The organism is Bradyrhizobium sp. JR3.5 (assembly GCF_054057015.1).
In genome coordinates, this window is record NZ_JBSRYV010000001.1 from 2185876 (window position 1) to 2206653 (window position 20778).

Annotated in this window: 21 protein-coding genes and 1 pseudogene; 8 read left to right on the plus strand and 14 right to left on the minus strand. The window is 64.1% G+C overall.

Annotated elements, in window-relative coordinates; genetic code table 11:
- The first annotated feature begins 424 nt into the window (after positions 1-424).
- The 4 genes from ACVWW1_RS10995 to ACVWW1_RS11010 all read left to right on the plus strand — a co-directional run bounded on the left by ACVWW1_RS10995 (position 425) and on the right by ACVWW1_RS11010 (position 3672).
- A complete protein-coding gene (locus ACVWW1_RS10995; RefSeq protein WP_016846063.1) occupies positions 425-577 on the plus strand; it encodes a DUF1127 domain-containing protein in 153 nt (50 codons plus the stop codon).
- A gap of 110 nt (positions 578-687) precedes the next feature.
- Positions 688-2121, plus strand: a complete 1434-nt coding sequence (gene trmFO / locus ACVWW1_RS11000) for a methylenetetrahydrofolate--tRNA-(uracil(54)-C(5))-methyltransferase (FADH(2)-oxidizing) TrmFO (protein WP_456655781.1) — start codon at positions 688-690, stop codon at positions 2119-2121.
- Positions 2122-2126: 5 nt separating this feature from the next.
- Positions 2127-3239 carry a serine/threonine protein kinase gene (locus tag ACVWW1_RS11005; RefSeq protein WP_456655782.1) on the plus strand — a complete coding sequence of 371 codons (1113 nt, stop codon included), beginning with the start codon at positions 2127-2129 and terminating at the stop codon, positions 3237-3239.
- Positions 3240-3387: 148 nt separating this feature from the next.
- A complete protein-coding gene (locus ACVWW1_RS11010; RefSeq protein WP_176531215.1) occupies positions 3388-3672 on the plus strand; it encodes a DUF1488 family protein in 285 nt (94 codons plus the stop codon).
- Here ACVWW1_RS11010 and ACVWW1_RS11015 read toward each other — a convergent pair.
- Genes ACVWW1_RS11015 through yajC form a run of 5 tightly spaced genes read right to left on the minus strand, consistent with a single transcriptional unit; the run spans position 3669 to position 7950 of the window.
- A complete protein-coding gene (locus ACVWW1_RS11015; RefSeq protein ID WP_456655783.1) occupies positions 3669-4532 on the minus strand; it encodes a phytoene/squalene synthase family protein in 864 nt (287 codons plus the stop codon). The genes ACVWW1_RS11010 and ACVWW1_RS11015 overlap by 4 nt on opposite strands.
- The gene (locus tag ACVWW1_RS11020) at positions 4529-4912 is read right to left on the minus strand and encodes an Mth938-like domain-containing protein (RefSeq protein ID WP_456655784.1); all 384 of its coding nucleotides are present in this window, start codon (positions 4910-4912) and stop codon (positions 4529-4531) included. The genes ACVWW1_RS11015 and ACVWW1_RS11020 overlap by 4 nt, the downstream gene beginning before the upstream one ends.
- A 6-nt stretch (positions 4913-4918) precedes the next feature.
- Complete coding sequence (secF, locus tag ACVWW1_RS11025; protein WP_176531212.1) at positions 4919-5947, minus strand: protein translocase subunit SecF; 1029 nt, start codon at positions 5945-5947, stop codon at positions 4919-4921.
- 10 nt (positions 5948-5957) lie between these two features.
- Positions 5958-7553: a protein translocase subunit SecD gene (gene secD / locus ACVWW1_RS11030; RefSeq protein ID WP_207839679.1), complete on the minus strand. Its 1596-nt coding sequence runs from the start codon at positions 7551-7553 to the stop codon at positions 5958-5960.
- Between the two features lie 40 nt (positions 7554-7593).
- On the minus strand, positions 7594-7950 hold the full coding sequence (gene yajC, locus ACVWW1_RS11035; RefSeq protein WP_456655785.1) for a preprotein translocase subunit YajC: 357 nt from the start codon (positions 7948-7950) through the stop codon (positions 7594-7596).
- A 190-nt stretch (positions 7951-8140) separates the two neighbouring features.
- On the opposite strand from yajC, the gene ACVWW1_RS11040 reads away from it, so the two are divergent.
- From ACVWW1_RS11040 to ACVWW1_RS11050, 3 genes are all read left to right on the plus strand, one after another.
- Positions 8141-9124, plus strand: a complete 984-nt coding sequence (locus tag ACVWW1_RS11040) for an ATP-binding protein (protein WP_207839677.1) — start codon at positions 8141-8143, stop codon at positions 9122-9124.
- Positions 9125-9190: 66 nt separating this feature from the next.
- Positions 9191-9670 carry a hypothetical protein gene (locus ACVWW1_RS11045; RefSeq protein WP_207839675.1) on the plus strand — a complete coding sequence of 160 codons (480 nt, stop codon included), beginning with the start codon at positions 9191-9193 and terminating at the stop codon, positions 9668-9670.
- Between the two features lie 358 nt (positions 9671-10028).
- The gene (locus ACVWW1_RS11050; protein ID WP_176531208.1) at positions 10029-11654 is read left to right on the plus strand and encodes a porin; all 1626 of its coding nucleotides are present in this window, start codon (positions 10029-10031) and stop codon (positions 11652-11654) included.
- Positions 11655-11728: 74 nt separating this feature from the next.
- Here ACVWW1_RS11050 and ACVWW1_RS11055 read toward each other — a convergent pair whose 3' ends face one another.
- Positions 11729-13105: a peptidoglycan DD-metalloendopeptidase family protein gene (locus tag ACVWW1_RS11055; RefSeq protein WP_456655786.1), complete on the minus strand. Its 1377-nt coding sequence runs from the start codon at positions 13103-13105 to the stop codon at positions 11729-11731.
- A gap of 109 nt (positions 13106-13214) precedes the next feature.
- Positions 13215-13871, minus strand: a complete 657-nt coding sequence (locus tag ACVWW1_RS11060) for a protein-L-isoaspartate(D-aspartate) O-methyltransferase (RefSeq protein WP_456656654.1) — start codon at positions 13869-13871, stop codon at positions 13215-13217.
- A gap of 375 nt (positions 13872-14246) precedes the next feature.
- On the opposite strand from ACVWW1_RS11060, the gene ACVWW1_RS11065 reads away from it, so the two are divergent.
- Positions 14247-14624, plus strand: a complete 378-nt coding sequence (locus tag ACVWW1_RS11065) for a response regulator (RefSeq protein ID WP_021081219.1) — start codon at positions 14247-14249, stop codon at positions 14622-14624.
- Positions 14625-14688: 64 nt separating this feature from the next.
- Here the strand turns inward: ACVWW1_RS11065 and surE are convergent, their stop codons facing one another.
- The 7 genes and pseudogenes from surE to scpB all read right to left on the minus strand — a co-directional run.
- Positions 14689-15456, minus strand: coding sequence for a 5'/3'-nucleotidase SurE (surE, locus tag ACVWW1_RS11070; RefSeq protein WP_207839667.1), 768 nt, complete (start codon positions 15454-15456; stop codon positions 14689-14691).
- 94 nt (positions 15457-15550) lie between these two features.
- Entirely contained in the window at positions 15551-16360 is an 810-nt protein-coding gene (locus ACVWW1_RS11075; protein WP_456655787.1) for a hypothetical protein, read from the minus strand.
- 100 nt (positions 16361-16460) lie between these two features.
- Positions 16461-17792, minus strand: coding sequence for a serine--tRNA ligase (gene serS, locus ACVWW1_RS11080; protein WP_456655788.1), 1332 nt, complete (start codon positions 17790-17792; stop codon positions 16461-16463).
- Positions 17793-17992: 200 nt separating this feature from the next.
- A complete protein-coding gene (gene tatC / locus ACVWW1_RS11085; RefSeq protein WP_092113989.1) occupies positions 17993-18787 on the minus strand; it encodes a twin-arginine translocase subunit TatC in 795 nt (264 codons plus the stop codon).
- Complete coding sequence (gene tatB, locus ACVWW1_RS11090; protein WP_456655789.1) at positions 18784-19308, minus strand: Sec-independent protein translocase protein TatB; 525 nt, start codon at positions 19306-19308, stop codon at positions 18784-18786. Before tatB ends, tatC begins: the two co-directional genes overlap by 4 nt.
- A 160-nt stretch (positions 19309-19468) precedes the next feature.
- Positions 19469-19702, minus strand: coding sequence for a twin-arginine translocase TatA/TatE family subunit (locus ACVWW1_RS11095; RefSeq protein ID WP_050400528.1), 234 nt, complete (start codon positions 19700-19702; stop codon positions 19469-19471).
- Positions 19703-19855: 153 nt separating this feature from the next.
- Positions 19856-20773 (minus strand): annotated as a pseudogene (scpB, locus tag ACVWW1_RS11100) (SMC-Scp complex subunit ScpB); the annotation flags it as partial.
- Positions 20774-20778 lie beyond the last annotated feature (5 nt).

Below are 20778 nucleotides of genomic sequence, written 5' to 3' on the forward strand. Positions count from 1 at the left end.
ACTGATTGACGCTCCGTCCGGAGGGGGCGCCCGCGCCAAAATATGAATTAATAATCATTCTAATGCCGTCTTGTCGCATGCGAATCACGCATGGAACACGTCGACGTGATCCGACGAGCGAGGGCGCGAAAAAACTTGATTTGGCGGTCTTTAATTACCACATACCTGACCTGATCTAGCTTACAAAAATTCTACCAACCAATTGATTACATGAATATTTTAGCGATTCTCCGTATGTCGGCGGAACTTTCGTTTACAGGCCCGCTCGCCAAGCGCCAAACGGTTAATTGAAACTTACCGGCGCCATGCGTTTTGGGTCTAGCTGCATCGCACCATTGGAACTACCGCGCCGCACCATATCATCTATATTCAGTTCAACGATGAGGCTTTGGAAAAGCTGAATCTGAATTACTAGGAGACTACCATGTTGCTCTCGCTCATCCGCATGATCCAAGCTTTCCGGGATTATCAGCGCAATGTTAGCGAACTGTCCCAGCTCAGCGATCGTGAACTGGCCGATATCGGCCTCGACCGCTCGGACATTCCGCGCGTTGCCGCCGGTACCTACAACGGCTAATCGGCCATAAGCCATCTGACGAACGGATAACGCCCGCTTCCACAGCGGGCGTTCTCGTTTCCGGTGCGGTTTCAGATGCATATGATCTCGAAACGCGCTAACGCTGCGCGATGACACCGCATCAATCCTCTTCCCAACCCGTGCACATCGTGGGCGCGGGGCTCGCCGGCTCGGAAGCCGCCTGGCAGGTTGCCAATTCCGGCGTCCGTGCCGTCCTGCATGAAATGCGCCCGCACCGAATGACCGAGGCGCACCGGACCGAGGGCTGCGCCGAACTGGTCTGCTCGAATTCCTTCCGCTCCGACGATGCCGCCAACAACGCAGTCGGGCTGCTGCATGCTGAGATGCGGCGGCTGGGCTCCCTCATCATGCGCGCGGCCGATGCCAACCAGGTGCCCGCCGGCGGCGCGCTGGCGGTCGACCGCGACGGCTTTTCCGCTGCCGTCACCAAAGCGCTGAACGAACATCCGCTGATCGAGATCAGCCGCGAGGAAGTCGCAGGCCTGCCGCCCGCCGACTGGGGCAACGTGATCGTCGCCACCGGCCCCCTCACCTCGGCGCCGCTCGCCGACGCCATCAGGCAGCTCACCGACGAGAATGCGCTGGCGTTCTTCGATGCGATCGCACCGATCGTGCACAAGGATTCCATCGACATGTCGGTGGCCTGGTTTCAGTCGCGCTACGACAAGGTCGGTCCCGGCGGCACCGGCGCCGACTACATCAACTGCCCGATGACCAAGGAGCAATATGACGCCTTCGTCGCGGCGCTGCTCGACGGCGAGAAGGTCGACTTCAAGGATTGGGAGACCAACACGCCCTATTTCGACGGCTGCCTGCCGGTCGAGGTGATGGCCGAGCGCGGTCAGGAGACGCTGCGCCACGGGCCGATGAAGCCGGTGGGATTGACCAATCCGCACAATCCGACGGTCAAGGCATATGCGATCGTCCAGCTGCGGCAGGACAACAAGCTCGGCACGCTCTACAACATCGTCGGTTTCCAGACCAAGCTGAAGCATGGCGCGCAGCAGTGCGTGTTCCGCACCATCCCGGGCCTCGAGAATGCGGAGTTCGCCCGCCTCGGCGGCCTGCATCGCAACACCTTCCTGAATTCACCGAAGCTGCTCGATAGCCAGCTGCGCCTACGCGCGCAGCCGCGGCTGCGTTTCGCCGGCCAGATGACGGGCTGCGAGGGCTACGTCGAATCGGCCAGCGTCGGCCTGATTGCGGGGCTCTGCGCTGCCGCCGACATGCGCGGCACCGCGCTGACGCCACCGCCCGCCACCACCGCGCTCGGCGCGCTGCTCGGCCACATCACCGGCGGTCATATCGAGACGATCGACGCCGGTGCGCGCTCGTTCCAGCCGATGAACATCAATTTCGGTCTGTTCCCGCCGCTGGCCAGCCCTCCGACCAAGAAGCCGGACGGCTCGCGGCTGCGCGGCAACGAGAAGACGGTCGCCAAGAAGCAGGCGATCAGCGCGCGGGCGCTCACCGACCTCGACCATTGGATCGCAGAGTACCTGCGCGTTGCGGCAGCGGCCTGACAGTCATGAGCTTGCCGAATGACGACGACGCCACCCTGTCGGCGCGATGGAGCCAGGGCGTGTTGCTCAAGCGCGACGTGTTCTCGACGGTCGAGCGCGGCCGTTTCCGGACCGATGGCGGCGAGGTCGAGGGCGTGCTGCGCCGGCTCGATCAGGTGCCGTTCTGGTCGTTCGCCGTGGCGCTGCATCTGTTCTCGCGCGAACGCCGCGCGCTCACCTTGGCGCGCGATCTCGACGTCGGCCCCAAGCTGTTGTGGGCAGGCAGGCGCGCGCTGGTGCGCGGCTTCATCGACGGCGCGGCGCTGCATCTGGCGAAGCCGCATGGCGACGTCGCCTATTTCCGCTCCGCCAAGGCCGCCTTGCGCAAGCTGCATCGCGCCGGCATCTGCCACAACGACCTCGCCAAGGAGCAGAACTGGCTGGTCGGCCGCGACGGCCGCGCCTACCTCACCGACTTCCAGCTTGCTGCCTGCTTCAAGAGCCGAAGCCGGCTGTTCCGCATCGCAGCCTATGAGGATCTGCGGCATCTGTTGAAGCACAAGCGCAGCTACGCGCCGGAGGCGTTGACGCCGAAGGAGCGCAAGGTGCTTGCGAAGAAGTCCGCGGTCGCCAGCGTCTGGCTCAAGACCGGCAAGAAGGTCTATCAGGCGATCACCCGCGGCATCTTCAATTTTACCGACCGCGAGGGCGGCGGCCGGCGGCTGGTCAACGACGCGCCGGTGCTGGTCGATCTGATCCGCAGGAATCCAGATGTGCGCGACACCGCGATCGTCGCCTTTGCCGACAGGCGCGTCGGCGTCGGACTCTACGCCTTCGTCGAGGCCGACCAGTCCGCGCTGGAAAGGACGCTGCGCAACGAGCTTGCCGCGGCCAAGGGCGTCAAGCCGCCCGAACACATCCAGATCGTGCATGCATTGCCGCGCGATGCGACCGGCAAGCCGCGCACCGAAATCCTGCAACTCGTCGCCATGAACCAGATCGACCTGATCGAGCCGATGATGCGCAGCGACGCCGATCGCGAGTTCCTCAAGGACATCCTCGAGCAACGCAAGAATCTGCGCGACCGCTTCAATTTCGAAGTTGCCGAGATGGATCGGCCGGCGGGCCAAGCGCGATGATGCCGGATTGAATCAAAGTCGCGCGTTGGGCTCTCGTTTGAGCGCGATCTCCGCATCGACGCGCACGCTTCCGTGCGCGCAGCTCTCGACAAACGGAGCGTGACGCGCCAATCTTGCGAGGGGGTATCGCGCTCAAGGGACTAGCTTAATGCCACTGACCCGTGGCCGTATCGGGGGATATGATGCCGAGCGGATGGCGTTCGGATTCACCATGATGCACGGCGACCAGGAAATTGAATGCCAGATCAGCGACGCTGCAATGGACGACTTGGCCGGCACGCGCGGAACGGCGAGCATCGCTCGCCAGGCCCAGTTCGTTGCGCTGCGCGACGCCGTCGAACGGATCGCATCCGACATCTTTGACAGCGGCCCGGTGGTCAAAGGCGCGACGATCCGGATCTTCACCAAGCACATCTCGAAGGAACAGAGCTAGCGACCGAACTCTTCGGTGCGCGCAGCCCGCCACAACGTCCAGAGCGTGCGCAGGCGCGACGCCGGCTTCGGCAGGAACGGATCGTAGTCGGCCCTCCTCACCCGGTTCAGCTCGCGCCTGACGTGAGCGAGCGGCAGGAAGATCGGCCTCACGCCGGACGGCACATCCGCAAGCAGCCCGAATGCGGTCTTGAGATGACCCTGAGCCTCGTCAGCAAGCTGATCGATCGCAGCAAGGATGTTCGGCGTCGGCTTGCCGGCAAACACCTCCTCTTTGCTGCTGCCGTGCTGTTGCAGCAGTTGCAGCGGCAGAAACAGCTGCTGCCGCGAGGCGTCGCGGCCCAGCGCCGCGATGACCTGCGCCATGCCTTGCGCGAGGCCGGCATGACGGGCCAGATGATCGATCGCCTCCGATGGCCGCGCCACCACGCGCGTGGCTTGCGCGAACAGCGCCGATGCCGTGGCGTTGAGGTAGCCCTCGAGCGCGGCCAGCGACGGCATCGCGTCGTTGTAGAGATCGAACTGATGCTCCTCGACCAGGAGCGAGAACGGCGAGACCGGCAGGCGGTGATTGCGGATCGCATACAGCAGCTCTGCCGCGACCGGATTGCCCTCGACGCCGCCGTGTCCGGCCCCGGCCAGCATGTCGGTCCACCATTGCAGCCGCATCTCGCCGGGCAGCGGCTGGCTGACCTGCTCGTGCACGCGCGAGACTTCGATGTTGAAGGCGTAGATCGCGAGCAGCGCCCGGCGCTCCGGACCCGGCATGAACAAGGTCGACGCGTAGCGCACGAAGTCATGGGTCCGCGTCAGATCGGCGCAGAACGCCGCGCCGTCGGTCGGCGCCTCCGTCGTGCTCATGGCACCGCGATCAGCGCCGCCGCGACGCGACGCCGCTCGCCCAGCATGATGTTGTAGGTGCGGATCGCGGGGCCCGTCTGCATCGGGTCGAGCATCACCCGCACCGCGCGCAGGGCCTCGCGCAGGCCCCTTGGCGGCACCCAGACCTCGGTGCCGGTGCCGACGATCAGTGTATCGATCGCATTGGCGGCCGCGAATACCTTCTGCAGCGCGTATTCGTCGATCTCCTGCGGCCTGGTCACCGGCCAGGCCCAGATCGCGTCGGGCAGGCACAACAGCGAGCCGCGGTGCGACATATCGGCAAACGCGAAGCCGCCCTTGCCGTAGGCCTCGATCGGCGCCGACCTCGGAAGATGGGGAGCGTCCGAGGAGTTGCTCATGACCGGCTACTTCTTGGCTGCCGCGTTCGGCTTCTTCTCCGATTCATCGGCGGCGGCGTCGCGCCTCGTGGTGCCGACGCCGAGATAGATCAGGATCGGTGCCGCGATGAAGATCGAGGTGTAGGTGCCGACCAGCACCACGCCGAACATCATGACGGCGGTGAAGCTGTGAATAGCCTGGCCGCCGAACAGCAACAGCGCGAGCAGCGCCAGGGTCACGGTGACGTGGGTGATGATCGAGCGCGACAGCGTCGAGTTGATCGATTCATTCAGCAGCTGCGGCATCGGCATCTTCTTGTAGCGCCGCAGCATCTCGCGGATACGGTCGTAGATGACGACGGTGTCGTTGAGCGAATAGCCGAGAATCGTCAGCAGCGCCGCGATGCTGGTGAGATCGAAATCGACCTGGGTGATCGACATGAAGCCGATCGTCAGCACGATGTCGTGGACGTTGGCGATCATGGCGCCGAGCGCGAACTGCCACTCGAACCGGAACCAGAGATAGATCAGGATGCCGACGATCGCGAGCATCAGGCCGAGCATGCCGTAGGCGAGCAATTCGCCGGAGACGCGCGGTCCCACCACTTCGACGCGGCGGTAGTCGACGGAATCGCCGAGCGCGCCACGAACCTTCGTCACCGCGTCCTGTTGCGCCTGATCACCGCCGGGTTGCTCGGCGACGCGGATCAGCACTTCGGCCGGACCTCCGAACTGCTGCAACTGCACCTCGCCGAGACCAAGACCGTTCAAGGTCGTGCGCATCGCGGCAATGTCGGCGGTGCCGGACTTGGCCCGTACCTCCAGCAGTGTACCGCCCTTGAAGTCGATGCCGAAATTCAGGCCGTGAGTGAAGAACAGCGTGATGGCAAGGATCGAGAGCAGCGCCGAGATCGGGAAGCTGATGCGCCGAAAGCGCGTGAAGTCGAAATGCGTGTCGTCGGGCACGATGCGCAGCGCCGGCATCAGCCCGAGCGCCGCGACCACGGTCAGCACGGCAATCAGGATGCCAAGGCCAATGAGAACGGTATGAGTCACAATAGGCCTCTCAGATCGGCACGGTTTGCGGCCGCTTCCACCGCACCCATGCCGCGACGATCAGGCGCGTCAAGGTAAAGGCGGTGAACACCGTGGTGATGATGCCGATGCCGAGCGTCACGGCAAAGCCGCGCACCGGTCCGGTGCCGATGTAGAACAGCACCGCGGCAGCGATGAAGGTGGTGATGTTGGAATCGAGGATGGTCGCCAGCGCCCGCTTGAAGCCGGCGTCGATCGCCGAGATCGCGTTGCGGCCGCCGCGCAATTCCTCGCGGATGCGCTCGTAGATCAGCACGTTGGAGTCGACCGCGATGCCGACCGTCAGCACGATGCCGGCGATGCCGGGCAAGGTCAGCGTGGCGTTAAGCAGCGACAGCAGCCCGAAGATCATGGCGACGTTGATGGCCACCGCCATGTTGGCGAACACCCCGAACAGCCGGTAGGTGATCAGCATGAACACGATGACCAGGATCGAGCCGACATAGGCCGCAAGCTCACCCTTTTCAATCGAGTCCTGCCCGAGGCCGGGACCGACCGTGCGCTCCTCGACCACCGTCAGCGGTGCCGGCAGCGCGCCGGCGCGCATCAGGATCGCCAGATCGTTGGCCGACTGCACCGTGAAGCTGCCCGAGATCTGGCCCTGTCCGCCGGTGATCGGCTCGCGAATCACGGGTGCCGAGATCACCTTGTTGTCGAGCACGATCGCAAAGGGCTGGCCGACATTATCGGCGGTCGCCTGAGCGAATTTGCGCGCGCCCGAGGTATTGAACTTGAAGCTGACGATCGCCTCGCCGGTACGCTGGTCGAAGCCGGGTTGGGCATCGGAGAGTTCACTTCCCGAAACCAGGACCTGCTTCTTCACAATGTACGGAACCGGTGGCGGCGATGCGCTCACGAGCCGCTCCGAGTCCGCCGGCACGGTAGCCTGATCGGGCGACGCCGTGGTGTCGACCATGCGGAATTCCATCTTCGCGGTCTTGCCGAGCAGCTCCTTCAGATGGGTCGGGTCCTGCAGGCCCGGCACCTGCACCAGGATGCGGTCGGTGCCCTGACGCTGGATCAAGGGCTCGACGGTGCCGAGCTCGTTGACGCGGCGTTCGACGATCTGGATCGACTGTTCGATGGTCTTGCGCATCCGCTCGATCATCGCGGGCTGTGACACGGTCAGGCGGATCAAGCCGCCCCCCGCGTCCGTCACATCGACATCGCGCTGGCCGCCGGAGCCGAGCAAGCCGCCGATCGGCTGCGCGACCTCGCGAAGCTTCGTCAGCGCCGCCGGAACATCGGCTTCCTTGGCGATCCGGGCCTCGACGGCGTCGTTCCGGATCGTGATGCCTCCGGTAAAGCCGATCCGGGCGTCACGCAGCGCCTTCCTTGTGTCGTCGCGAACCTGTTCGAGCTTCTCCTTCTTCACATAATTGGCGTCGACCTCGAGCAGCAGATACGAGCCGCCCTGCAAATCGAGACCGAGAACGAGGCGCCGTTGCGCCCAGGCCGGCCAGGTCTTGACCTGCGCTTCGGGGAAGAAATTGGGCACGGCGCACAGGCAGACCACCAGCGCTGTCAGGATAATCCCCAGCGCTCGCCACCGCGTGAAATACAACATCGAATTGACCTGTCAGATTCGGCAAAAGGCTCCGCGGCAATCAGCTCGCGGGTGCCTCGTCCTTGGCATCGCCCTTCGCCGGCTCACCCTTGGTACGCACGCCCGAAATCATCTGGCGCATCTGCCGCACGCGAACGCCGTCCGAAATCTCGAACTCGATCTGGTCGTCGTCGACCACCTTGGTCACCTTGCCGACGAGGCCGCCCGAGGTCACCACGGTGTCGCCGCGGCGGATGTTCTTCACGAGATCCGCATGATCGCGCACCTTCCGCTGCTGCGGGCGCAGAATCAGGAAGTACATGATGACGAAGATCAGCGCGAATGGCAGCAGCGACATCAACATGCTGTTGGTATCAGTGCCAGCTCCAGCCTGAGCAAACGCAGGAGTAATCAGCATTCGGACGATCCTCGGATAAGACGGGAAAGAACCGGCAGCGCCCTCGGGTTCGGGGCGGTATGGCGGTCCGGACAAATTCGCGCGGACTATAGCGGCCGCGGTCCCAATTGCAACGTTAACGGACCTTCATTTAGGGCGCTTGCGGGACCGCCGCCAGCCCGATAAGGCTGCGCCATCAGGAACTGGACAAATGCCGAAAAAAGCCAAGAAAACTCCCAGTAAAACAGCCCGCAAAACCGCCCCTCAAGCTGCCGCCAAGCGTGCCGCAAACGCCGCGACAAAACGCCCGGTCATGCCGCTCGACGGCGCCACTGCCGAGCGGATCGCGAATGCCCTGGAGACCATTGCGAGCCGCCTTGTGGCCGCCTCCCCGGCCCCCGATCCGGCCGAGTCGTTCGGTGCCGCGGACGCCTTTGTCTGGCATCCGGACGGACGCCTCGCCCCGGTGCCGCGCGTCAGCCGCGTCGAGATCGGCCTGCTCAAGGGTGTCGACCGGATGCGCGATATCCTGATGGAGAATACCGAGCGCTTCGCCAACGGACTGCCCGCCAACAATGCGCTGCTGTGGGGCGCCCGCGGCATGGGCAAGTCGTCGCTGGTCAAGGCGACGCATGCCAGCCTCAATGTCGATCGCAAGCCGGCCGACCGGCTGAAGCTGATCGAGATCCACCGCGAGGACATCGAGAGCCTGCCCGGCCTGATGGAGCTGCTGCGCAGCTCCTCGTTCCGCTTCATCGTGTTCTGCGACGACCTCTCCTTCGACGGCAACGACGCCTCGTACAAATCGCTCAAGGCGGTGCTGGAAGGCGGTATCGAGGGACGCCCCGAGAACGTCATCCTCTATGCGACCTCGAACCGGCGGCATCTCTTGGCACGCGAGATGATCGAGAACGAGCGCTCGACCGCGATCAATCCGGGCGAAGCGGTCGAAGAGAAGGTGTCGCTGTCGGACCGCTTCGGTCTCTGGCTCGGCTTCCACCGCTGCAGCCAGGACGAGTACCTCGCGATGGTGAAGGGCTATTGCGACCATTTCGGCATCGAGATCGCCGAGGACGAACTCGAGCGCGAGGCGCTCGAATGGTCGACCACCCGCGGCTCGCGCTCCGGCCGCGTCGCCTGGCAGTACACGCAGGAACTCGCCGGCCGGCTCGGCGTGCGGCTGAGCGGAACATAGCGCGAGCCGCACGACCGGCAAATCGCAGGCCTTCTGGATTCGGTGCGGCATGGGTACACTCGACGCATGCCGGCCGAACCCAGCACGACTGCGAGACAATGTGGCGAGTGCACCGCTTGCTGCGATGGCTGGCTGAAAATCCGGATACGTGGCCACGACGTCCATCCGGGCCAGCCGTGCCCGTTCAGCAGCGCGGGCAAATGCACGATCTACGACGAGCGTCCGGTCGATCCGTGCCGGAAGTTCGTCTGCGGCTGGCTTACGCCGACAAGCCCGCTGCCCGACTGGATGCGTCCGGATAGATCCGATGTCATCTTTCTTCCGGCAAGCTTTGTCTGGCGCACCATTCCAGTCGACGTTGCGGTTGCCATCGGCGCTCATCCGAAAGCCAAGGCGCGCGCGTGGCTGGAAGCCTTCAGCCGCGACGCGCGCCGTCCCCTGCTGCTGCAATCGGACGGGGATTGGCACGCGTTTGGACCGCCGCAATTCTTGAGCGACATGGTCGAGCGTCTCTCAGACGAGCGAGACCCCTGGCAACCGGTCTAGGCCTCGCGTCAGTCGCGAGTTCGCTTCGAACTCGGCAGAAACTGGCATCCATTATTCCAATTCCAATTCAAATTTCTGCGCCGCAATATTTTATATCAGCATTGCTGTCTTATTTTTGAGATTTAATTTCTGATCAGACATTCAACTGCATGCATGTAAGTCAAATCTTATTCCCAAACCCACAGTGCGACAAATTGATGCAGCGCAATAGTACCCATAGTACCATTTAAGCCACATCGGGTGTTTATCTGCCTTAGCGGGCCCGCATCCATGTATCTGGTGTTTGGTATACATTAACGTTCCTCCACTTTGTGACCCTCAGCACACCGCTGAGGAGATCCGACAAAGGGGGGATTAGATGAAGAAGGGACTTCTCGCCGGAACCGCACTCGCGGCAATCGGCCTGGCGCTCACGCAACAGCCGGTGCAGGCAGCAACGCTCGACGACGTAATGGCGCGTCTGGATGCGCTCGAACGAAACAATGCGAAGCTCGCGAAGGAGAATGCACAGCTCCGGGATCGCGTGAACAACATCACAAGCCGCAGCGCCGCGCCCCCTGCGGCAACCACAACGCCAAAAGGCAACCCGGTGCAGCATGCCGGCGTCGCGCCCTCCCCGACACCGGCTCCGGAGCATGCCGTCGTCAGCATCGGAGGTGCGCCGCTCTACAGCAAGGCGCCGGGCGGCAACGCCTTCGTCGACAACACCACCGTCACGCTCTACGGCCACGTGGATCTATCCGGCGACGTCTTCAACGCCGGCGTGTTCGATCAGGGCACCAAGTTCGGCGTGGCAAGCAACCTCACCTTTTTCGGCGTCCACGCGCGTCACGATCTCGCACCGTATGGCTTCGCCGGGTGGGCCGCCGTCGCCCAGTTTGAATCCCTCGTCGAGGTCGCCGCGGTGCCGACCGAGCGTGCCGCGCTCGGAACGCGCGACAGCTTCATCGGCATGGCAACGCCGTGGGGCACGATCAAGGCTGGCAAATCGGATACACCCTACAAGAAAGCCACATCGAAGTTCGATCCGTTCTCGGCGACGCTCGGCGACTACAACTCGATCATGGGCAATACCGGCGGCGACCTGCGTGCGGAGTTCGATTGGCGTGCGGCCCATGCTCTCTGGTACGAATCGCCGGTCTGGAACGGCTTCCAGACCACACTGATGATCTCGCCCGGGCAGAACACCGCAAAGGACAACAGCGATTTCGCGCTCGGCGACTTCAACTGCCCCGCCACGTCCGCGCGCGGCAGCGGCAGCGGCTTCCCGCTGACAGCGGCGCCCGAAGGCTGTACCGACGGCTCGTATGGCAACCTGTACAGCGCCTCGCTGACCTACAATCAGGGACCGTTCACGGCGGTCGCAGCCTACGAGATGCATGAGGGCACCAACCGCACCGGCGATGAAGCCGTCACGCCGTTGAGCAACGGCGGCGTGCTGATCGTTCCGCCGGGAGCCGTCGGCATCGCCAACGAATGGGCCGCGAAGATCGGCGCCGGGTATCGCCTCGACGACGGCATCGGCAAGCTGCAGCTCTACGGCATCTACGAGGTGATGCGGCGCGAGAACACCGTGGCCGACTTCAACGAGCGGTCGCGCGACGGCTACTTCCTCAGCGCCACCCAGAGCGTCGGCGCCTGGGACGTCAGCGCGTCATGGGCCCACGCCAACGCCTCTCCCGGCTCGCCCGGTACCGGCGTGCTCAACAACTACACCGTCACTCCGGCACCGGGATCGGCCGACTTTGCGCTCAACACGCTCGACAGCAGCGCCGATCAATATGCGGCCGGCGTCAAGTACCACTTCAGCCCGTTTGCGACCTGGTATCTTGTCGGCAGTTACCTGCGCAACGGCCCCGGCGCGCATTACTGCCTCGGCGTGAGCGGTCATGGGTATGGCATATGCGGCCGCGACGCCAACAACAACGTGGTCGCCGGCAACAAGGCGAGCGCCGTGACCACCGGCATGACCTTCGACTTCTAGATCAAACAAAACGGGGGAGGCTTGCGCCTCCCCCGTTGTCTTTGTTGTGAGACTTGGAAGTCCCGGCGCGCAACTTACGCGCCGTTGAGGAACTGGAGCGGATCGACCGGAGACGATCCCTTGCGAATTTCGAAGTGGAGCTGCGGCGAGCCCGCCTCGCCCGACTGGCCCGACTTGGCGATCACCTGGCCGCGCTTGATGGTATCGCCGCGCTTCACCAGGATTTCGCTCGTATGGGCGTAGGCGGTGACATAGCCGTTGGAATGGCGAACCAGCACGAGATTGCCGTAGCCCTTCAGCTCATTGCCCGAATAGGCGACGACGCCGTCCTCGGCCGCTTTCACCGGCGTGCCTTCGGGCACCGCGACGTTGATGCCGTCATTGACCTTGCCGTTGGTCTTCGAGCCGTAGGCTGTGATGACCTTGCCGCGCACCGGCCAGCGGAACGTCGGCAACGCGCCGGTGGCTTCGCTCGACTTGGTGACAACGGGCGCTTCTGCGGCGGCCGCCGGCTGTTCGACGGTCGCGGTCGGCTGAACCAGCCGCGCGCTCTGCTGCGGCAGCGCGGTGGCGACGACCTTCGGGGCCGCCATCGCCGGTGCCGGGGCAACCACAAGCGGTGCGGCAGCAACGCCTTGCGCAACCGGGGCCGGGGCCGCCATCGCGGTCTTGGCGCCCGGCACCACCAGCTTCATGCCGAGGCTGAGCCGTGCCGACTGATCGAGATTGTTGGCGCGGGCAAGCTCCGCCACGGGAATGTGGTGCTGGCGCGCGATGCTGTGCAGCGTGTCGCCGCGATTGACGTAGTGGACGCCGGCGGGTGCCGCTGCCACGGCAACGGGCCGCGTGGCCGGCGCAGCCATCGCCGGCGCTGCTGCGGCGGCCATCGGGCGCGGAATGACCAGCTGCTGACCGGGCGACAGCGCGCGCGGTCCCTTGTAGCCATTGGCGCGCAGGATCTCGGCGGTCGAGACGTTGTAGCGGCGCGCCAGCACTTCGAGCGTATCGCTGGTGCCGACGATGATGGTGGTGCCGCTGTGTCCGGCGTGCGCAGCAGCGACCGATTGCGGAACGGTGCCGGTGGCCTCGATCTGTGGGCGCGCAGGCGGCGGCGTGTAGGACGAAAGCCCGCGCCCTCCTCCGGAGACGCCAGCGTTGGCGACCGGGTAGGACTGCGGCGCCGCAACCGGCGGCGGCAGCGGCTGTGACTGGTACTGTGAATATTGCGGTTGCGTTCGCGGCCGCGCGTATTGCGGCAGCTCGCGCGGCGGCTGTGCCTGCACGGTGCCGGTCGGCTGCGGATCAAACGCAAACGGATTCTGCGAGTAGGAGTTTTGCGAGAAGCGCGACGACATGTCGGCGCTGCAACCGGCAAAAGCCATGGACATCAGCGTCAGCACCGCAACCTGCGGTACGCGACGCGAGCGAAGCAACTCGACAACCCCAGACATGGTTACTCACTCGTACGCAACAAAAGACTGTTTTGAGTAAACACCTCGCGAGTAAATAACCGCTTAACCCTGCGAATAAGGCGTTGGCGCCAAGCAGCAAATCGCGAAATTACAATTCGCGGGCGATTCCCGGCAGCGCCGGCACAAAGCGGACGTCGACCAATTCCTTGCGGTCGAAACCGCTCTGCGTCCGCACCACGCGGACCAGCGTCTGGGTACCCTGATGCGGCCCGACCGGGGCGATCAGGATGCCGCCCGGATCGAGCCGCTCCAGCAGCTTCTCCGGGATCTGCTCCATCGCCGCGGTGACGATGATGCGGTCGAAATCGCCGGCCCCGGCCGGAACGTCGAAGCCGTCGCCGAGCAGCACCTCGATGTTGTAATAGCCCAGCTTTTCGAGGCGCTTGCGGGCACCATCGGCCAGCGTCCGGTAGCGCTCGATGGTCAGAACCTGCTTGCACAGCCGGGACAGCACGGCCGCCTGATAGCCCGAGCCGGTACCGATCTCGAGCACGCGGTGGTCCTTCTGCAGCTGCAGCTGCTCGGTCATGTAGGCCACGACGAAAGGCTGGCTGATGGTCTGCCCGCAGGCGATCCCAAGCGCACTGTCGCGGTAGGCCTCGTTGCGATCGTGCGGATCGACGAACACCTCCCGCGGCACCTCCTCCATGGTGCGCAATACCGCCTGATCGCTCACCCCTCGCCGCCGCAGGGTGAGCTGAAACATCATCTTCTCGGTCGGATCGGGCTTCACGGCCATGTTCATCAGCGTCTCTAGGCGGCAGCGCGGAATCTTGCCCTGGCTTGATGCCATTGAAATCCGAAATACCGCGTTAAGGAAAAATTTCCCGTCACCATTTGTTCCCGGTCAGGAACCACTAGTCCGATTTCGTGTTGGCGCCAACACGGCAGCTTCCCATATAATCGACAGCGATGCGCGGCTAACGCCCGGGCGCGCCGGGGCTCTGGTTGTACGGTTTGCACCCGGTCGGAGACTGGACGAATCCTGCGCAACAAAGTCGGTCAGAACGATCCGGCGACGCAGCGTCGCGCGCTGGAAACCGACTAATTCCTAAACGTTTGCATTGCGCCTTATAGTGTTATTTGCGAGCCTATTTCAGGGACGGGCAAGGATTCCATCATGACAGCGATACGGCCGGCGGGCTGTTCAGTTTTCCTCGTGGAGGACGAGGTCATGATCCGGATGATGGTCGCCGATATGCTGGAAGAGCTCGGCCACAGCGTCGCGGCCGAGGCCGGCGAGATCGGCGAAGCGGTCAAGCTCGCGCAATCGACCGAATTCGACCTCGCGATCCTGGACGTCAATGTCAACGGCAAGGTGATCACCCCGGTCGCCGAGCTGATCAACGCCCGAAACCGTCCCTTCATCTTCGCGACCGGCTATGGCTCGTCCGGCCTGCCCCCGGAGTATCGCGATCGTCCGGCGCTGCAAAAGCCCTTCCAGCTGGAAACGCTTGCGCAGGCGATCTCCAGCGCGATGCGGAGCGCGCCGGTTTAAAACCTGCCCCGCAGTCGTAGCCCGGATGCAGCGAAGCGCAATCCGGGCTACAGATCTCACTTGATCACTTCAACGTCGCGGTCAGCGCTTCCGAAAATGCTTCATCGGTGCGGTCGAGCCGCAGCGGCGTCACCGAGACGTAGCGCGCGGCAAGCGCGGCGAGATCGGTGCCTTCGGCCGGCGCATCCATCATCGCCGCGCGCTCGAAGCCGATCCAGAAATACGGATTGCCGCGTCCGTCGTGACGACGATCGATCTTCAGGAAACCTTGATTGCGCTTGCCCTGCCGCGTGATCCGGATGCCCTTGACGTCCTCGGGCATACAGGACGGGAAGTTGACATTGATGACGGTGTTCCGGGGAACGCCTGCGCCGATCACCTTGCGGATGATGTCGGGTCCGAATTTCAGCGCGGTCTCCCACAGCGGCGCGTTGCGCGTCTCGATGGAGAACTCCTGCGACAACGCAAATGACGGAAAGCCCAGGATGGTGCCTTCCAGCGCGCCGGCGATGGTGCCGGAATAGACCACGTCCTCGGCGACGTTGCGGCCCTTGTTGACGCCGCTCAGCACGAGATCGGGCAGCTTGTCTCCGAGGATGTGGCGCGCACCCATGATGACGCAATCGGTCGGCGTGCCGCGCACCGCGAAGTGACGCGGGCTGACTTCGCGCAGACGCAGCGGATCGTTGAGCGACAGCGAATGCGAGACGCCGGACTGGTCGAGCTCGGGGGCGACGATCCAGACGTCGTCGGACAATGAGCGTGCGATCTGCTCGACGACCTGCAGGCCGGGGGCGTGGATGCCGTCATCATTGGTGCAGAGAATTCGCATCCGTCAAAGTGCCTCTTGTTCCGATATGACGCGGGTTTCTTGAATTGCGGTTTCTTGAGTTGCGGTGTCTTGAGTTGATTGCCGTCTTAACCGGCTAGGGCCGCGGAGGCAAACGCGGCCCGTGCCATCGCGCCGACGTGACGCGCCACGGATGCACGAATCGGCCGCTGCCGGCGATCTTGCGGTCGAACACCGGCCAGGCTGGCCGCCGGACAACCGTAACGACCGGCGCCAGCACTGGCGCTTCGAGTTTCTTAACCGGCGCGGCCTGTCGCATCTCGGACGTGAGGGGCTCGGATTTGAGCGGCTCCGTCTTCGCAGGTTCAGCTTTGGCAGGTTCAGCTTTGGCAGGTTCGACCTTGGCAGCTTCAGGTTTGGGAGCTTCGGCCCTGGGCGATTCAACCTTGGGCGGTTCACCCCTCCGAGATTCAGGTTTGCGCGGCTCCGGAGTGACCGGAGCCGGCTGGAGAAGCTCGGGCCTCGGAGCCTTCGGAAGCGCCGATTCGGGGAGCTCTGATCTGACGGGCGGCGCATCAGGCTTGGGCGTTTCGAGTTTGCGCGGTTCGGGCTTGGGCGGTGGCGCGGGCGCCTCTTCGGCCGGCTTTACGACGGGCACGGCCGCAACCGATTTCGATTTCAGCCTCGCCAGCAGCTCCTCGATCGAGGGCACCGATTCCACGTCAAGCGGAGCCCGCGGCGCGGCCGGCGGCATGGCCCGGACCGGAGGCGGCGGCGGCGCGACGGCTGCGGGCGCGGGCAGATCGTCCGGCGCCAGTTGAGCGAACTTGCCGCGCGCGATCTCCAGCGCCTTGTCGAAATCGGGCCTGTCGATCCAGGCCTTCGATTGCACCTCGGTCACGCGGGCTTCCCACAAGCGCGCGGCCTCGATGTCGTAATAGCCCATCTGCTTCTGATTGATCAGCTGCAGACCGTGGCCGGTGACGGCCCATTGTCGGCCAAGCCAGTGGATGTCACGGTGGAGCGGCATCACACTGGCCCTCGCCTCACATGCCGTGCTCGATGACTTTGAGCCCGCCCATATAGGGCTGCAGCACGTCGGGCACCGCGATCGAGCCATCCTGCTGCTGATAGGTCTCCATGACGGCGATCAAGGCGCGCCCGACCGCCGTGCCGGAGCCGTTCAGCGTATGCACGAAGCGCGGCTTGCCGTCGGGGCCGCGATAGCGCGCGTCCATGCGTCGCGCCTGGAAATCCCCGCACACCGAGCAGCTCGAAATCTCGCGATAGGCACCGCCATCGCCCTGCCCCGGCATCCACACCTCGATATCGTAGGTCTTTTGTGCGGAGAAGCCCATGTCGCCGGCGCACAGCGTCATCACCCGATAATGCAGATCGAGCTTCTGCAGCACCTGCTCGGCGCAGGACAGCATGCGCTCGAGCTCATCCTTGCTGGCTTCCGGCGTCGTGATCGACACCAATTCGACTTTCGTGAACTGGTGCTGCCGGATCATGCCGCGCGTATCGCGTCCCGCAGCTCCAGCTTCGGCGCGGAAGCACGGCGTCAGCGCGGCGAGCCGCATCGGCAGGTCTTTTTCGTCGAGGATGGATTCGCGCGCGAGGTTGGTCAGCGAGACTTCCGCGGTCGGAATCAGGCCGAGGCGCTCGCTGCGCAGGTCGGCATTCGGCGCCGAGAGCAATTCGCCCTTGATCGCCCAGAACTGATCGTCCTCGAATTTCGGCAACTGGCCGGTGCCGAACATCACGGCGTCGCGCACCAGCAGCGGCGGATTGATCTCGGCATAGCCGTGCTCGCCGGTGTGCAAATCGAGCATGAATTGCCCGATCGCGCGCTCGAGCCGCGCCAGTCCCTTCTTCAGCACCACGAAGCGCGCGCCGGACAATTTCGCCGCCGCCTCGAAATCCATATAGCCGAGCGCGGTGCCGAGATCGTCGTGCGGCTTCGGCGCAAAGCCGTAATCACGCTTCTTGCCGAACACGTGGTGCTGGACGTTGCCGTGCTCATCGGTGCCGTCGGGCACCTCGTCGAGCGGCAAGTTCGGAATGGACGACAGCTCTTTCGTCAGCTCGTCGTCAAACGATTTCGCGGCGGCCTCGAGCTCCGGCATCGTGGTCTTGAGCTCGGCGACCTCGGCCATCAGCTTGGCCGCGCGCGCCTCGTCCTTTGCCTTCTTGGCGTCGCCGATCTCCTTCGAGGCCGCATTGCGTCGCGCCTGGGCCTGCTCCGACGCCAGGATCGCCGCACGCCGCTTCTCGTCGATCGCCAGCAGCGACGGCGACAGGGCCCCAAGTCCGCGGCGTTTCAGGCCGGCGTCGAAGGCTGTCGGGTCGTCGCGGATCGCTTTGATGTCGTGCATGGCGGGGAGTCCTAACGTCGCGCTTCAAGATAACGTTGCATGTCAACGTTTGCGGCGTGCCTCAACTAGCACAAGTGTCATCGCCCGCGAAGGCGGGCGATCCAGTATTCCAGGGACGTCAATGTGTCGCCGAGAAGCCGCGGCGCACTGGATACCCCGCTTTCGCGGGGTATGACGCCCGGATCTGTGACGAAATCACCCTACTCGGCCGGATTGGTCGCCGACGGCGCGCTCGAGGTAGTGGCCTTCTTCTCCACGATCCCGACCGCGATGATGGCGCCCTCGTAGAGCAAGAGCAGCGGGATCGCGAGCGAGGCCTGGCTCAGCACATCGGGCGGCGTCAGCACGGCGGCGATGATGAAGGCGATCACGATGAAGTAGCGCCGCTTCTCCTTCAGCATCTTCGAGGTGACGATGCCGATGCGGCCAAGCAGCGTCAGGATCACCGGCAGCTGGAATGCGATGCCGAAGGCGAAGATCAGCGACATCATCAGCGAGAGATACTCGCCGACCTTGGGCAGCAACTGGATCTGCGCCGTCTCCGTGCCGGCCGACTGCTGCATGCCGAGCGAAAAGCGGGTCAGCATCGGGAAGACCACGAAATAGACCATCATCGCGCCAAGCACGAAGAACACCGGCGTCGCGATCAGATAGGGCAGGAACGCGTTGCGCTCATGCTTGTAGAGCCCGGGCGCCACGAACTTGTAGATCTGCGTCGCGACGATCGGAAACGAGATGAAGCCGGCGCCGAACAACGCGAGCTTGAGCTGCGTCAGAAAATATTCGAGCAGCGCGGTATAGATGAATTTGGAATTTTCCGGCCCTGCCACCCAGATGAAGGGCCAGACCAGGACGTTGAATATCTGCTTGGCGAAGAAGAAGCAGATGATGAAAGCGACGCCGAAGCCGAGCAGCGCCTTGATCAGCCGCGAGCGCAGCTCGATCAAATGATCCATCAAGGGGGCCTTGGAGGCCTCGATGTCTTCGGCGCTCATGACGCCCTCGCGTCCTTGAGCACGTCAGGCTGTGGCGGCGTCTCATCCTGCGCAGGCGCCGGCTCGGGCTTCACCTCGCTGGTGATCGCGAGCGGCTCGCCGGCGGCAGCGTGCGCCTCGGCCTCGACAAAGGTTTCCCGTGTCGGCGGTGCGGGTGTTGTCGGAGTGACCGGTGCGTCGCTTGACGTCACCGGTGCGTCGATCGCGGAGGCGACCTGCGCATCGACCGGCTTGTCGATCTGCAGGGCGTCGCTGACGTCCTTGTGCAGCGAGGTCATGATGTTGCCGCTGGTGATGCCGGTTGCGGCTTCCCTGACCTCGTCAAAACTCTTCTTGAGGTCGGCCATCTCGGCCTCGCGCATGGCCTCCTGGAACTGGCCCTGGAATTCGGAGGCCATCTTGCGGGCCTTGCCCATCCATTGCCCGACCATGCGCAGCACGCCCGGCAGCTCTTTCGGGCCGATGGCGATCAGCGCGACGACCGCGATGACGACCAGTTCACTCCACCCGATATCGAACATGAATTGTTCCGCCTAAGCGCGCCGCCATCGGCCCCATTGGTCCTAGCAGGATGTGGGGCTGCCGGCGCCTTTTCTCAATCGGCGTCCATAGCGCTTCCGAGCGACGGCGTCACCGTTTCGCGCAAAGAAAAACGTCGAAATATGCGTCAGTACAAGCGCGTTAGACGGCCTTGCTGCCGACATCCTGGCGCGCGGCCGACGGCGCCGCATTGTGGTCGATCGCCTTGGTGGACTCCGGCTTGTCCGCGACCTTGTCGTCGTCCTGCATGCCTTTCTTGAAGGCCTTGATGCCTTGGGCGACGTCACCCATCAGGTCCGAAATCTTGCCGCGTCCGAACAGCAGCAGGACCACTGCGATCACGACGATCCAGTGCCAAATGCTAAGCGAACCCATCCTGCAACCCTCCAGAAATGGCCGGCTGACCGGCCTGAACTTTGCCGGAAGTTAGGCCCGCGGGGTGTCAAAAACAAGGACCTCGGCCGCGGCAAATCGCTGTCGCGGCTACGTAATATTGCTAGGCTTAACCGGGAATATTCCGGGCTATTCGCCCTTCTCCTCGTCGCCGTCGTCATCGCCCGCGTGGTCGATGGGCTCGTCCGGCTCACCAGCGTCAGGTTCGGCAGCGTCAGGTTCGGCCGCGTCCACGTCGGCGGCAACTTCCGCTTCGAGGTCGGTTTCGGCCTCGGCTGTCGTTTCGACCTCGGCAGTCCCAACCTCGGCAACCGTTTCGCTCTCGGTCTTCGGTTCCTCGGCTTCCGGCTCGACGGCCGGCGCGAGCAGCAGTTCCAGCGTATCGCCGGGCTCGAGCGGCTCCTCGTCTTCCCGCAGCGTCGCATCATCCGATGGCGAGGGAACAGAAAAGCCGGTCGGCAGGCGCGAGTCGAGCAGACCGGTGCCCTTCAGCTCCTCGAGTCCCGGCAGGTCGCCGAGCGCTTCCAGGCTGAACTGCGACAGGAAGGCGTCGGTGGTTCCGAAGGTCAACGGCCGCCCCGGCGTCTTGCGGCGGCCGCGCGGACGGATCCAGCCGGTCTCCAGCAGCACGTCGATCGTTCCCTTCGACGTGACCACGCCGCGAATCTCTTCGATCTCGGCGCGGGTCACCGGCTGGTGATAGGCAACGATCGCCAGCACCTCGATCGCTGCACGCGACAGCTTCCGGGTCTCGGTGCTCTCGCGCGTCATCAGCCACGACAGATCGCCGGCGGTGCGGAACGTCCACTTGTTGGCGACCCGAACCAGGTTGACGCCGCGCGGCGCATATTCTGCCTGCAACTGTGCGAGCGCCGCCTTGATATCGACGCCGTCGGGCATCCGCTTTGCCAGCGTTGCCTGATCAATCGGCTCGGCCGATGCGAACAACAGGGCTTCAAGAAGCCGCAATTCCTCAGGACGCGCTACCGGATGATCCATAGGAGAAACCTCCTCCTCGGGCTCGTCTCTGCGCACTTCCGCCAAGCTTGCCATGGGCT

Coding starts and splice junctions, on each gene's coding strand:
- ACVWW1_RS11010 (WP_176531215.1), top strand. CDS start 3,388: ATGCCACTGACCCGTGGCCGTATCGGGGGATATGATGCCGAGCGGATG.
- ACVWW1_RS11020 (WP_456655784.1), bottom strand. CDS start 4,912: ATGAGCAACTCCTCGGACGCTCCCCATCTTCCGAGGTCGGCGCCGATC.
- ACVWW1_RS11045 (WP_207839675.1), top strand. CDS start 9,191: ATGCCGGCCGAACCCAGCACGACTGCGAGACAATGTGGCGAGTGCACC.
- trmFO (WP_456655781.1), top strand. CDS start 688: ATGACACCGCATCAATCCTCTTCCCAACCCGTGCACATCGTGGGCGCG.
- surE (WP_207839667.1), bottom strand. CDS start 15,456: ATGCGAATTCTCTGCACCAATGATGACGGCATCCACGCCCCCGGCCTG.
- tatC (WP_092113989.1), bottom strand. CDS start 18,787: ATGAGCGCCGAAGACATCGAGGCCTCCAAGGCCCCCTTGATGGATCAT.
- ACVWW1_RS11095 (WP_050400528.1), bottom strand. CDS start 19,702: ATGGGTTCGCTTAGCATTTGGCACTGGATCGTCGTGATCGCAGTGGTC.
- ACVWW1_RS11065 (WP_021081219.1), top strand. CDS start 14,247: ATGACAGCGATACGGCCGGCGGGCTGTTCAGTTTTCCTCGTGGAGGAC.
- ACVWW1_RS11005 (WP_456655782.1), top strand. CDS start 2,127: ATGAGCTTGCCGAATGACGACGACGCCACCCTGTCGGCGCGATGGAGC.
- secD (WP_207839679.1), bottom strand. CDS start 7,553: ATGTTGTATTTCACGCGGTGGCGAGCGCTGGGGATTATCCTGACAGCG.
- tatB (WP_456655789.1), bottom strand. CDS start 19,308: ATGTTCGATATCGGGTGGAGTGAACTGGTCGTCATCGCGGTCGTCGCG.
- ACVWW1_RS11055 (WP_456655786.1), bottom strand. CDS start 13,105: ATGTCTGGGGTTGTCGAGTTGCTTCGCTCGCGTCGCGTACCGCAGGTT.
- ACVWW1_RS11050 (WP_176531208.1), top strand. CDS start 10,029: ATGAAGAAGGGACTTCTCGCCGGAACCGCACTCGCGGCAATCGGCCTG.
- ACVWW1_RS11060 (WP_456656654.1), bottom strand. CDS start 13,871: ATGAACATGGCCGTGAAGCCCGATCCGACCGAGAAGATGATGTTTCAG.
- serS (WP_456655788.1), bottom strand. CDS start 17,792: ATGCACGACATCAAAGCGATCCGCGACGACCCGACAGCCTTCGACGCC.
- ACVWW1_RS11075 (WP_456655787.1), bottom strand. CDS start 16,360: ATGGGCTATTACGACATCGAGGCCGCGCGCTTGTGGGAAGCCCGCGTG.
- ACVWW1_RS11015 (WP_456655783.1), bottom strand. CDS start 4,532: ATGAGCACGACGGAGGCGCCGACCGACGGCGCGGCGTTCTGCGCCGAT.
- ACVWW1_RS11040 (WP_207839677.1), top strand. CDS start 8,141: ATGCCGAAAAAAGCCAAGAAAACTCCCAGTAAAACAGCCCGCAAAACC.
- ACVWW1_RS10995 (WP_016846063.1), top strand. CDS start 425: ATGTTGCTCTCGCTCATCCGCATGATCCAAGCTTTCCGGGATTATCAG.
- yajC (WP_456655785.1), bottom strand. CDS start 7,950: ATGCTGATTACTCCTGCGTTTGCTCAGGCTGGAGCTGGCACTGATACC.